This is a genomic window from Streptomyces phyllanthi (genome assembly GCF_009377205.1).
Classification (GTDB): domain Bacteria; phylum Actinomycetota; class Actinomycetes; order Streptomycetales; family Streptomycetaceae; genus Streptomyces; species Streptomyces phyllanthi.
Genome location: NZ_VJZE01000262.1, coordinates 1 through 12,933, shown reverse-complemented (window position 1 = coordinate 12,933; position 12,933 = coordinate 1). Strand labels below are relative to the sequence as shown.

At 69.8% G+C, this 12,933-nt stretch carries 8 protein-coding genes; 6 read left to right on the top strand and 2 right to left on the bottom strand.

Annotation, left to right across the window (positions count from 1 at the left end; genetic code table 11):
- Nucleotides 1-59: 59 nt before the first annotated feature.
- Nucleotides 60-2,273 (top strand): alpha-galactosidase, encoded by a 2,214-nt coding sequence (locus tag FNH04_RS29200; RefSeq protein ID WP_152788779.1) that lies wholly within the window; start codon nt 60-62, stop codon nt 2,271-2,273.
- A gap of 686 nt (nt 2,274-2,959) precedes the next feature.
- Here FNH04_RS29200 and FNH04_RS29195 read toward each other — a convergent pair.
- Nucleotides 2,960-5,833, bottom strand: a complete 2,874-nt coding sequence (locus FNH04_RS29195) for a Tat pathway signal protein (RefSeq protein ID WP_152788778.1) — start codon at nt 5,831-5,833, stop codon at nt 2,960-2,962.
- An 86-nt stretch (nt 5,834-5,919) separates the two neighbouring features.
- Complete coding sequence (locus FNH04_RS29190) at nt 5,920-6,933, bottom strand: hydroxyacid dehydrogenase (RefSeq protein WP_152788777.1); 1,014 nt, start codon at nt 6,931-6,933, stop codon at nt 5,920-5,922.
- Nucleotides 6,934-7,301: 368 nt separating this feature from the next.
- Here FNH04_RS29190 and FNH04_RS29185 point away from each other — a divergent pair, with 368 nt between their 5' ends.
- The 5 genes from FNH04_RS29185 to FNH04_RS29165 form a co-directional block, all read left to right on the top strand.
- Nucleotides 7,302-8,636 carry an ABC transporter substrate-binding protein gene (locus FNH04_RS29185; RefSeq protein ID WP_152788776.1) on the top strand — a complete coding sequence of 445 codons (1,335 nt, stop codon included), beginning with the start codon at nt 7,302-7,304 and terminating at the stop codon, nt 8,634-8,636.
- A gap of 43 nt (nt 8,637-8,679) precedes the next feature.
- Nucleotides 8,680-9,633, top strand: a complete 954-nt coding sequence (locus FNH04_RS29180; RefSeq protein WP_322724159.1) for a carbohydrate ABC transporter permease — start codon at nt 8,680-8,682, stop codon at nt 9,631-9,633.
- The gene (locus FNH04_RS29175; protein ID WP_152788774.1) at nt 9,630-10,529 is read left to right on the top strand and encodes a carbohydrate ABC transporter permease; all 900 of its coding nucleotides are present in this window, start codon (nt 9,630-9,632) and stop codon (nt 10,527-10,529) included. Before FNH04_RS29180 ends, FNH04_RS29175 begins: the two co-directional genes overlap by 4 nt.
- A 279-nt stretch (nt 10,530-10,808) precedes the next feature.
- Complete coding sequence (locus FNH04_RS29170; RefSeq protein WP_152788773.1) at nt 10,809-11,972, top strand: alginate lyase family protein; 1,164 nt, start codon at nt 10,809-10,811, stop codon at nt 11,970-11,972.
- 22 nt (nt 11,973-11,994) lie between these two features.
- The coding region (locus FNH04_RS29165; protein WP_322724158.1) for a glycoside hydrolase family 43 protein at nt 11,995-12,933 on the top strand (939 nt) is incomplete at its 3' end.

Genomic DNA, 12,933 nt, shown 5'->3' with positions numbered 1-12,933 from the left:
GAACTAATGTCCTCCAGTCAGTAATCGTTTTCTATCCTCACGTCTGCGGAGCCGCTGCCATGTCCGTCACCTACCTGCGCTGGGGCACCGACGACCTGTCCCTGCTCCTCTCGTACGACCCCGCGGGGCCCGTGAGACTGCTGGCGGCGGGCGAGGCCGCCACACTGCCCGACCCCGCGCGCGAACCGGACCTGTGCGCCCGGCTCGCACACCGTGCCCTGCCCCTGGTAGAGGTCCAGACCGCGGGCAGCGGACGGCTGGGCACCTCGGGCAAGCGCCACGTGGACGGCGCCGCCGCGCGTGCTCTGCGCTACACCGGTCACGAGGAGGACCGAGAGCGGGGGAGCGGCGAAGGAGGCCTGCGGACCTTGCGGGTACGCATGGCCGACGAGGCCACCGGCCTGAGTGTCACCGCCGTGTGCACCCTGCGCGAGGGGCTGCCGGTCCTGGGCGCCGAGACGTTCCTGGAGAACATCGGCGACCGCCCCCTCACCCTGGAGTACGTCTCCTCCTTCGCCCTCTCCAACCTCGCCCGCCATCTCGGCGACGGCAGGCACTGGGAGGACGGCCTGGCCCTCTGGCTGGCGGCCAACCCCTGGAGCGGCGAGTTCCGCTGGTCCCGGGCCACCCTGGCCGAACGCGGTCTCCACGACGTGGGCATGGTCGCGTTCGGCCAGACCGGTTCGAAGAACCGCATCGTCCTCACCAGCACCGGCTCCTGGTCCTCCTCCGAGTACCTGCCCTCGGGGTGTCTGGAGGAGACCGCGACGGGCCGCGCCCTGATGTGGCAGATCGAGCACAACGGCTCCTGGCACGCCGAGCTCGCCGACCGCTTCGGCGAGGTGTACCTCGCCCTGTCGGGCCCCACCGACCGTGAGCACCAGTGGCGCCGCCGCCTCGCCCCCGGCGAGTCGTTCCGCAGCGTCCCGGTCGCCACGGCGTTCGTTGCCTCGGGCGGGTTCGAGGCCGCCCTCGACGCGCTGACCCGTCACCGCCGCGCCACCCGGCGGCCGCACCCCGACCACCAGGGGCTGCCGGTCGTCTTCAACGACTTCATGAACAGCCTGATGGGCGAGCCCAGCACCAAGGCGCTGCTTCCCCTGGTGGACGCGGCGGCAGCGGCGGGCGCCGAGTACTTCTGCATCGACGCCGGCTGGTACGACGACGAGCCGCCCGGCACCGTCGGCCCCGGCGGGGTACCCGGCTGGTGGGACGCGGTGGGGGAGTGGGAGGAGTCGGCCCCGCGCTTCCCCGGCGGGCTGAACGAGGTGCTCGACCACATCCGCGCGGCGGGCATGGTCCCCGGACTGTGGCTCGAGCCTGAGGTAGTCGGCGTACGCAGCCCGGTCGCCGCCGCCCTCCCCGACGAGGCGTTCTTCCGGCGGGACGGCGTACGGCTCGTGGAGTGGGGCCGCCACCAGCTCGACCTGCGCCATCCGGCCGCCCGCGCCCACCTCGACACGGTGGTGGACCGGCTGGTGCGCGACCACGGCGTCGGCTACCTCAAACTCGACTACAACATCGACATCGGCCCCGGCACGGACGGACCCGGTCCGGGCGACGGTCCGGGCGACGGCCTCCTCGGCCACAACCGGGCCTACCTCGACTGGCTGGACGGCGTCCTCGACCGGCACCCCGCCCTGGTCCTGGAGAGCTGCGCGGCCGGAGGCAGCCGTACGGACCACGCGATCCTCTCCCGACTGCCCGTCCACTCCGTCACCGACCAGCAGGACTTCCGTCTGCTTCCCGCCATCGCGGCCGCCGCGCCCACCGCGGTCACTCCGGAACAGGGCGCCGTCTGGGCCTACCCGCTGCCGGAGCACGGCGATGCGGAGCTCGGCCTGGTGATGGTCTCGGCGATGCTGGGCCGCGTCCACCTCAGCGGACGCCCCGACCTGCTGACTGAGGAGCAGGCTGCCCTGGTGCGCCGAGCGGTGGACACGTACAAGACGTTCCGCCCCCTGCTGCCGGGCGCCCTGCCCCGCTGGCCGCTCGGCCTTCCCGGCTGGCGCGACGGGTGGATCGCACTGGCGCTGAGCGCCGAGAACGGCACGACCCTGCTGGCCCTGTGGCGGCGCGACGGCGCACCGGAGACGGTCACCGTCCCACTGCCCTGGGTGGCCGGAGACGAGGGGCCTCGGGTGCTGTTCGCGGCCGGCCCGCGGCCGGCGTGCGAGTGGGACGGACCGGACCGCGTCCTGCGGGTGGGCCTCCCGGCCGAGCGGTCGGCGGTGCTGCTCGCTCTCGGTGCGGACTTCGCCGTGCCTGCCTGAACCGGCCGGGCGGCCCCCGGCATCGACGTTGCTGCTGGAGGCGGCCCGGGCACCGGGCGCGGATCGGCGAACGGGCCGGGCCGCGCCCTGGGCCCGGCGACCGGCCGGAGCGGGCCGCGACGTGCGGCGTCCCACTGCCCCACTGGGGAGCGGGTCACTGCCCCTGCCCGGCGTCCGGAGCCCACCGGGCCTCCCGAGGCCCGGTGGGCTCCGAGGCCCTGCGCGGCCACGCGTCCTCGTGCCGGGAGCGGGCCTTGGGGGAAGGGGGAGTCCGGCGCGGGCGGGGCAGTGCCGGAAACCAGTCCGGCCGGGCCGGACACGCAGTCGGCCTGGTCCGCGACGCCTGGCACGGCACCTCGCGTGGCCCGTCCGGTCCTGATCCGTCCGACAGGCCCTGGGCGCGAGCCACCGAGTTCGGTTTCGCCCGCACCGTTTCCACCATGCATCCCCCGGGGCCCGGCGGCCGTGACGGCACCCGCACTCGTATGCCCCGACAGCAACGTCGGCCTCCAAGACCACAACCAGGTCCTGAAGGCCGACGTCAGGTACAGCCAGCCCCGCGTGCACCGACAGCGCCCCTCCCGCGGGGGCGGGCCGCTGCCCTTCGGCGTGGTACGGACGGGCGCCGTATGCCCCCGCCGCAACGAGGGCACCGGCCGACCCACACGCGCGCCATCGCAGAACCGTCAGCGCTGGCGCAGCACCACCGTCGTGCCCGGCTTCACGCACAGCTCGGTGTTGCCGCCCACCTTGGCGCCGCTGAGCAGATCCACGGACGCGCCGAAGCCCTGTGTGGTGAAGGTGTAGCTGCGGTCCCGGGTGGTGTTCATGGCGATCAGGTACGGGCCGTACACGCACCGGTAGAAGGAGGCACGCCCGGCGAACGGGGTCTCCTTGCCGACAGGGGCGTCCGGTACGTCGTCGGGTGCCTTGGCCAGGGGCAGCACCTGACCGGCCCACGCCTGGTGCAGCGTGTCCCCGGGCGGCGGGAAGCCGCCGTCGGGGATGTTCAGGTCGCCCACGGCGAACTCGAAGTTGACCCAGTCGGGCTCGGTGTGGGCCCGGCCGTCGGGGACGTACTTCACGTCCTGCCACACGGTCGCCGAGCGCTCGATGCCGTCGGCGGTGATGTGGTGGACGCGGGCGAGCCGGTTGACGCCCCAGCGCGCCCGCCAGTACAGCGAGGCGTAGAGGATCTCGTCGCCGTGCTTGACCGCGACCAGGCCGTTGTCCTCGTCGCTGAAGACGAAGTCCGGCTGCCCCGGGCTCATGGGCAGCAGGGCTCCGCTGCCGTCGGCGTCGCTGATGTACGCGTAGTCGTCGGCTGTGGACAGCAGGTTGAGGTTGGTCCGCGCGGAGGCCCCGAGGCCGTACGTCTCCTGGAGCACGTGGAAGAACTGGTTGTCGGCGATGGACTGCTTCGCGTACGACGTGAGGTCCGGGTCCTTCAGGAGCGCGGCGAGCCGCAGCGGGTGACCGTCCCACTTGTTGCCCTCGTCGTAGGCGACCTTCCCGGGGTACTCGGGGTCGCGCCAGCCGACGACGGTCTCGATACGCATCGTCCGGTAGCCGTCGGCGTCCAGCGCCGGGTGGCGGAAGACCATACGGGCCTTGGCCATCGTGACCAGATGGTCACGCAGCTTGTCGTCCTCGACGCCGCCGATCCCGATGACCGCGTCGTACACGAGGGAGAGCCACTCCTGGAGCTCTCCGTAATTCCCGGCGTAACCGAGCTCCTTCGAGATGCCGGCCTTACTGACCTGGTAGTACGCGCTGCCGAGCGGCTTCTCCGGGGTGCCGTCGGCTCTCTCCGGGCCGAGCCAGGGGGCCAGGCCCACGGACTGGTGGACGTAGTCGCGGGCCTTGGTCTCGCCCCAGGAGTCGTCGGAGCCGAGGAAGCTCAGACCCCGGTCGGCGAGGTAGAGGCCGAGGGCGCAGATGATGGCCTGGTTCGTGTACTGCGGGAACCTCTGCCGCCAGTACTCGCGGCTGTCCAGCAGCATCTTCGTCCACGCGTCGCGGCGTATCACGGGCTTGGCGGTCGCCGTGGCGGGCGGCGTGAGCGTCAGGTCGTCGAACCAGGCGGTGCCCGCGGTCGCGAGGCGTACCTGCACCTCGGCCTGGGTGGCGGTGGCGGGCGTGGTGAGGGTGGCGGTGACGTGCTCCCAGTCGTGGGTGCCGGACGAGGCGAAGAACTTGTTGTCGCCGCCGACCAGGCCGCCGGAGGAGTTGAAGAAGAGCACGTCGAGGTAGGCGCCGTTGCTGCCGACGCCCTCGGTCTTGATCCACGCGCCGTAGGTGTACGCACCCTGCTCCAGGGGGATCCTGGCGCCGGGGGCGAGGCCCACGGTGCCGGAGGCGGGGATGGTCACCTTCGCCGAGGCCGCGCCGCCGCGCGTGACGGTGGTGTCGCGGGTGACGGTGCCCTTGCCCGCCCAGGTCACCGCGCGCCAGCCGGTGGGGAGGGCGCCGCCGAACTCGAACCCCGAGTTGGGGATCGTGCCGGGGGAGCCGATGACCGGCTCGTCCAGCAGCGGCTTCAGCGCGTCGCCGATCTGGAGCAGGACGAGCCCAATCCGGCCCAGGCCCATCCACTGCTGGCTGGAGTCCGTCATCACCTTGGGGTCCGCGAGGTACTTCCAGTACACGGCGTCCAGGCTGCTGGTGATCTGCAGCGGTACGGCGCCGTTCCGGTACGCGGCGGTGGACGGCATCGTGTAGGCGCGGGCCAGGAACTCCAGGTACCACAGGTCCAGCTGCGGCGCGGTGCGGGATGCCTCGGCCGCGGCCTGGGCCACCACCCGGGCGTTGACCTTGTCCACGACCTCGCTGCCCGGCGAGGGGCGCGCCTCCAGGGCGGGCAGGGCACCGGTGAGGTCGTCCTCGCCGAGGTCGAAGTACGGCTTGTGGTGGGTGTACAGGCGGTAGATGCCGCGGCTGGGGCGCTCCATGGGCTTGTAGTAGTCGGTGGCGGACTGCGCGTATCCGGCGACCCGGCCCATCGACCGGATCTCCAGGGCGATGGAGCCCTTGCCCTCGGTGAGTCCCGTGGGCAGCGGCAGGGTGTGGAAGTAGAAGCGTTCCGGGGTGCGGGGTTCCTCGCCGGCGATGTCGAGCGGGTCGACGGCTCCCAGGTGGTAGTGGCCGACCTGCTTGCCCCCGGCGAACAGCTGCAGACGTCCCAGATCCTCTCCGGCGTCCGAGCCCCACAGCTTGATCGTCACGTAGGTGGTGCCTTTGGGACGGCAGGCCATGGTCGCGGCGAGGGTGCCGCCCCAGAAGTCCGCGGTCTCCTTCGGGTTGAGGACCCGGGCCGGCCGGCCGAGGCCGCCGGTGACGATGTCGGAGAGCGTGGTGGTCAGGCCGTGGGCCGACTCCGACGCCGTGTCACCGAGGACGAGCGTGTCGAGCGCGCCCGTTTCACCCGTCGCGTCGCCGGTGGAGTCCGCACCCTCGGCGGCGTGGGCCGGGCCGGCCTGCCAGCACCAGCCCGCGGTGACGGCGGTCGTGGTGCCGGCGGCCAGTTTGAGGAGGGATCTGCGCTGGAGGGATTCGGACATGAGCGGGTTTCCTTTCAGATGCTTCCTGGTCCGTGTCGATGCGTCCCGGCCTGTCTGTCCGCCCTCGCGGCGGCCGGACGCAGAGGTCAGGCGCTGGTCGCGAGTTCCGCGCGGCGGACCCCGTGGGCGGGCGGAAGACCCGTGGCGCGACGCTCCAGTTCTTCGACGACGGTGCCGCCGAGGCGTGCCAGCTCATTGCCGAGGGAGCCGGCGATGTGCGGGGTGAGGAAGACGTTCGGCAGCCGGTAGAGGGGAGAGCCCGCGGGCAGCGGCTCCGGTTCGGTGACGTCCAGGACCGCGCTGATCCGGCCGCCGACCAGCTCGTCGGTGAGGGCATCGGGATCAACGAGGGTGCCGCGCGAGGTGTTGATGAATACACCCCCGTCGGGGATCAGCGCAAGCCGTTCACGGCTGAGCATCCGGTAGGTCTCCGGGATCTCCGGTGCGTGCACGCTGACGATGTCGCTCGTGCGCAGCAGTTCGTCCAGGGGTAGCGGTACGGCACCGAGCGCCGCCGCCCCGGCGTCGTCCACATACGGGTCGTACAGGCTGACCGAGAGGTCGAAGGGCCGCAGCAGTTCCAGCACCCGGCGGCCCACGCGTGAGGCGCCGATGATCCCGACCCGCCGGCCGAGGTTGCCGACCGCCGCGTATTCGTCCGGTGCGGGGTACACGTGTTCGACCCGGAAGCGTTCCCGGAGTCCGAAGGCGTCCTTGCCGGCGAACAGGATCGCGGCGAGCGTGTACTCGGCCACGGGCAGCGCGTTGGCCCACGCGGCGCTGGAGATGGTGAGCCCACGTTCCCAGAACGCGTCCCCGATCATGCTGCGCACGCTGCCGCCTGTGTGCAGGACGGTACGCAGCCGGGGTGCGGCGTCCAGCACGTCGGCGCCGAGGTGGGGACAGCCCCAGCCCGTGATCAGCACCTCGGCCTCCGCCAGCGCGAGGGCCGCCGCCGGGTCGATGAAGTCTTGGACGACGAGGCCCGGGTCGATCGTCACGAGCTCCCGCAGCCGGGCCATGAGGGGCGGCGGGAAGAGCTCGGGCAGATGCACCGGGTTCATCGCGAACACGGCGGTGGGCAGCGGTGGCGTGGGCATGGTGCTCCTGCTTCGGGCACGGGAATGAGACAGTCGAAAGAGTCAGTAAACGTATTCCACGCTACGGAGCCATTGCCGCACAGGTCAATATTCAATCAACGGTCACGTGCTCGATATGAATCGCTACCCATAGTGACCATCTGTGTGAAATGTGCAGGTCAGATTGGATGGGAAGTAACGGTCTGGAAAGTTTGACGAAACAATCCCACCCTGACCTCTTGTGGTTCTGGCAGCTCCCGCCCTACGGTCCACAGCAAACGGTTACCGTCCCAGGAGGCGGCCACCGCCTCCCTGCCCTGTCTCACTGCTGACCGCGCCGGTTCCCCCCCACCGCGAGCGCCGTCCCCGTTCCCTCCGTGGAGGACCCGATGTCCCAGTTCCGTACCAGAGCTCTCGCCTCGGTTGCCGCCGCGGCGTCCCTGTCCCTCCTGCTGGCCGCCTGCGGGGGCGGCGAGGACTCCGACTCCGCCGCGAAGCCCACAGAGGCGACGAAGGGCAAGGTCACGCTGGAGTTCTGGAGCTGGACCGACGGCATCGAGGCCCAGACGAAGGTGTGGAACAAGGAGCACCCCGAGACCCAGATCAAGTTCGTCAACGCGGCGGGCGACACCGCATACCAGAAGCTGCGCGCCGCGGTGAACGCCGGCACCGCTCCCTGTCTGTCCAAGATGGACGGGATGAACCTGGCGAACTTCGCCGCGGACGGCCTGCTCACCGACATCACCGACGTCGCCGGGCAGTACAAGGGCAAGTACACGGCCGCGGCGTGGAACGCGGTCAGCCCCGGCGGAACCACCTTCGGCATCCCGATGGGCTCCTCGCCGCTGTTCACCGCCTACCGCGCGGACCTGTTCGAGAAGTACGGCATCGAGGCGCCGAAGACCTGGGACGACCTGATCGCGGCGGGCAAGAAGGCGCAGAAGAAGAACAAGAAGGTCAAGATCTTCAACATGGCCGGTGAGGACCCGAGCACGCTGGTCGACCTCTCCTGGGAGTCGGGTGCCCAGTGGTACAAGGCGGAGGACGACCACTGGGTGGTCGACTTCACCTCGCCCGAGGCACTGAAGGCCGGTGACATCGTCCAGCAGCTGGTCGACAACGACCTCGCCTCCAACGCCTCCTATGCCGACCCGGGCGTCTTCAAGACCTGGGACCTCGGTACGACCATCGCGATGACGACCTCGACCTGGCAGCTGCCGATCTACAACACCAACTTCCCCAAGTCCAAGGGCAAGTGGCAGCTCGCGGACTCGCCGATGTTCGACACGGCCAAGCCGCAGACGTCCAGCAACTTCGACACCCTGGGCGTGCTCAAGGGCTGCAAGTACCCTGACCGGGCCGCCGAGTTCGCCGCCTGGCTGTCCAGCAGCAAGGAGTCGCTGACGACGCTCACCGACCCCGCCTCGAAGTCCGGCCTCTTCCCGGCGGTCACCGACGTCAGCCCGTACGTCGACAAGATCATCCCCACCGAGATGTTCAACGGCGAGTCCGACAGCGCGAAGGTGATCACCGACGCCGCCTCGTGGGTCGGTGACCAGTGGCAGTACGGCCCGAACTACGCGGCCATGTACTCCGAGATGCAGAAGCAGTGGGGCAAGGTCATGAAGAAGGAGATCACGGTCAAGGAGATGCTCACCAGCATCGAGAAGTGGACCGTCGACGACCTCAACGACAAGGGCATCAAGGCCGTCGCGGGCAGCTGAGCCCCGCCGGGAGACACCCCACTCACCTCACCTGGAGACACCCGTGTCCACCCTGACGCGACCGGCGAAGGTCGCGACCGACTCCCCGGCCCGGCGGCCCTCCCCTCGCCGGGCCGGGAGGCGGGGAGCCTACAAGGGAGTGCTGTTCACACTCCCCTTCCTACTGGGCTTCCTCGCCACCTACGTCGTGCCGATCGGCTACGCCTTCAGCCAGAGCCTGCACGAGAAGAAGAGCACCGGCCTCGGCTTCGGCCCGACACGGATCGTCTACACCGGCTTCTCCAACTTCGCGTCGGTCCTGGGTGACGGCGCCTTCTGGGCAAGCATGGGGCGCACCCTGCTCTTCGGCTCGGTGCAGATCACGGTGATGCTGGGCATCGCCCTGCTGCTGGCCCTGCTGCTGGACGGGGTCGCCGCCCGCGCGGTGCGCTTCTTCCGCGCGGCGCTGCTCATCCCGTACGTCATCCCCGCCGTGGTCTCCACCCTGATGTGGCTGTTCCTCTACAGCCCCACCGGCAGCCCGCTGCTGGACCTCGCGGAACGCGCCGGCACGGAGATCACGTTCTTCGGCGGCCTCAACACGTACCTCTCGCTCGGCAATCTGCTCACCTGGCAGGGCATCGGCTTCAACATGATCCTGATCTCCGCCTCGCTGCAGGCGCTGCCCCGCGAGCTGTACGAGGCGGCCCGGCTGGACGGTGCGAGGGAGTGGCGGATCGCCTGGTCGATCAAGGTTCCCAACATCACCGGGATCCTCGTGCTGACCGGCATGTTCTCGCTGATCGGCCGGCTCCAGCTGTTCGGTGAGCCGCTGATCATGCGGCAGATCGCACCGGAGTCCATCAACACGGACTTCACGCCGATGATGGAGATCTACGACAAGGCCTTCAAGGTCGGCGACTACCAGTACGCCGCCGCCGAGTCCCTGGTCCTGGCCGTCGCCACCGGCATCCTCGCCTTCGTCTTCTACCGCGTCACGAACAGGAAGATGTCATGAGCAGTGCCACCCAGGCCGTGCGCGCCACGAAGGCCACGGAATCCTCCGGGGGCGGCGTGCGCCCCTCCCGCCGCGCAGTGGTGCTGACCACCGGCCTGCTGGTGATCTTCCTGCTGTACTCGCTCGCCCCCACCTGGTTCCTGATCGTCTCCGCGACCAAGAACCAGACCGACCTCTACTCGACGTTCGGCCTGTGGTTCTCCTCCAACCACCTCGGCGACAACCTCCAGGAAATCTGGGCCTACCACGACGGGGTGTTCTTCCGCTGGGTGGGCAACTCCGTCCTCTACTCCACGCTCGGCGCGGCGGGTTCCACCCTCGTTTCGCTGGCCGCCGGGTACGGCCTGTCGAAGTTCGGGTTCCGAGGCCGGGGCGCGCTCTTCGCCGTCATAGTCGGCGCCTCGCTGCTGCCGAGCACCCTGCTGGCGTTCCCGCTCTACCTGGTGTTCTCCGAGATCGGGCTCACCAACACCATCTGGTCGGTGCTCATCCCGTACTTCATCAACCCGTTCGGGGTCTACCTCGGCAAGGTGTACGCCGACAGTTCGGTGCCCGCCGAGCTGATGGAGGCGGCCCGTATCGACGGGGCCGGTGAGCTGCGGATCTTCTACGCGGTCGCGCTGCGGCTGATGAGGACCGGCGGCATCACCATCTTCATGCTCGAGTTCATCAACATCTGGAACAACTTCTTCCTCCCCCTGTTCATGCTCAATGGCGAGCGCACCTTCCCGGTCACCCTGGGCCTCTACTCGTGGCTCCAGCAGGCACAGACCGCCCGCGACATGAACACCCTCGTCCTCACCGGGTCCCTGCTGTCGATCGTTCCGCTCGCGATCTTCATGTTCGCGCTCCAGAAGTACTGGCGCAGCGGAATCCTCATGGGCAGCCTCAAGTGACGCTGATCGCCTCCGAGAGCTGCCCCGAGCCGGGTCCGCCCCGCAGCCCGGCGCTCCACCCGGGCCTCCCGGCGGCTCACCCGGGCTGCGAGGCGACCCACTGACACGCCCACGGAGCCGGTGCGGTGCAGGGGAGCGCACCGGCTCAGGAACGTGCCCGGCAGTTCCGCCGGTTCCCTCCGCGCTCCACCGGTTCCCCCCCCAATTCCCCGGTACTCCACCGGTTCCCTCCCCGGTGCTCCCTTCCGCACTCAACGCCGAGTGAAAGAGGAAAAACCCATGGCAGAGCCGCAGCCCCCCGCGATCCCCGAGCCGACGTCCGGTATCCCCAGCCGCCGCCGCTTCCTCCAGATCACCGCCGTCGGCAGCGCGGCGGCGGCCACCGGAGCCGCCCTCACCTCCGAAGCCCACGCCATCACCTCCTTCATCCACCCCGGAGTGCTGCACAAGCTCTCCGACATCCAGCGGATGAAGACCCGGATCGCGGCGAACACCGAGCCGTGGCTCAGCGGCTGGAACGCCTTCAGGACCGATCAGTACTCGCAGTCGACGTACACCATGAAGGGCCCGCGCGCGACCGTCGACCGGGGCACCACCGAGGCGAACAACTGGGAGCTGTGGAACGACTGCAACGCGGCCTACCAGAACGCCCTGATGTGGAACCTCACCGGCACCACCGCCCACGCCACCAAGGCACTCCAGATCATCAAGGGCTGGTCGTCCACGCTCACCTCCATCACCGGCAAGGACGCCCAGCTCGCGGCCTCCATCTACGGCTTCAAGCTCGCGGCGGCCGCGGAGCTCATGCGCTACACCGCCCCGTCCGGCAGCTGGTCGGCGTCCGAGATCACCCAGACCGAGAACCTGTTCAGGAACATCTTCATCCCGCTGGTCAACACCTTCGGTGACGCGGGCTGGGGCACCAACTGCATCAAGGCCATGATGGCCATGGGGGTGTTCTGCAACGACACCTCCGTCTACGACGCCGCCGTCAACGCCTTCAACCAGCACAGCTGCTGCAGGCTCACCCGGGTGCTCAGCAGCACCGGCCAGTGCGTGGACAGCGGCCGGGACCAGGCCCACACCCAGCTCATCCTCGGCAGCATGGCCGAGGCATGCGAAATCGCCTGGATACAGGGCCAGGACCTCTACGCCACCGCCTCGAACAGGCTCCTCGCCGGCTTCGAGTACACGGCGAAGTACAACCTCGGCAACGATGTGCCCTACGCGGTCTGGGGCTCCTGCCAGGCCACGTTCAACTCCATCTCCACCGTGGAGCGCGGCAAGCTGCGCCCCGTTTACGAGATGGTCCACAACCACTACGTCAAGCGCCGCGGCATCGCGACGCCCTGGACCTATGCCGCCATCCAGCAGATCCGGCCGGAAGGCGCGGCCTTCCAGTGTGACCACGTCGGCTTCGGCACCCTGCTGTTCACCCTCTGATCCTTCATCCGGCGGAGCATTCGTGATCCACAATCCCGTCCTGCGTGGTTTCGAACCCGACCCCGTGATCCTGCGGGTCGGCGACGACTTCTACATCGCCACGTCCACCTTCGAGTGGTATCCCGGAGTGCGCATTCACCACTCCCGGGACCTGGTGAACTGGCGGTCGCTGGGCGGGGTCCTGGACAGCCGGCGGCTGCTCGACCTGACCGGCGTCCCGGACTCCGGCGGCATCTGGGCGCCCGGACTGTCGTACGCCGACGGCCTGTTCCACCTCGTCTTCACCGTGGTCGACACCTACGCGGAGGGCTGGAAGGACCTTCCCAACTACGTGACCGCGGCGCCGTCGATCGAGGGCCCGTGGTCCGATCCGGTGCCGCTGCACGGCCGGGGCTTCGACGTGTCCCTATTCCATGACGTCCGTGAACGTGGAGGGGACGGGCGCAGCTGGCTGCTCAACATGCGCTTCGACTGGCGCCCGGAGCGGGAGTCGTTCGCCGGGATCGAGCTCCAGGAGTACGACCGTGCGGCACGCAAGCTGCTCGGTGAGCCCCGGACGATCTCGGTGGGCACCGCCGCCGGAGTCGCCGAAGGCCCGCACCTCTACCGCAGGGGCGGCTGGTACTACCTGGTGCATGCCGAGGGCGGCACCGGCTACGAGCACGGAGCGGCCGTCGCCCGCTCCCGCGACCTGTTCGGCCCGTACGAGCCCGACCCGGCAGGACCGCTGCTCACCTCCCGGCACGATCCGAAGCTGGGGTTGCAGAAGGCCGGGCACTGCTCGCTCGTCGAGACGGCGACAGGCCAGTGGTACGCGGCCCACATCACCGCCCGCCCCTACACTGAGCGCGGCCGGTGCGTGCTGGGCCGGGAGACCGCCCTGCAGCCCGTGACCTGGACCGAGGACGGCTGGCCGCGCATCGCGGGCGCGGTCCCCGCCGTCACCGTACCGGCGCCGGAC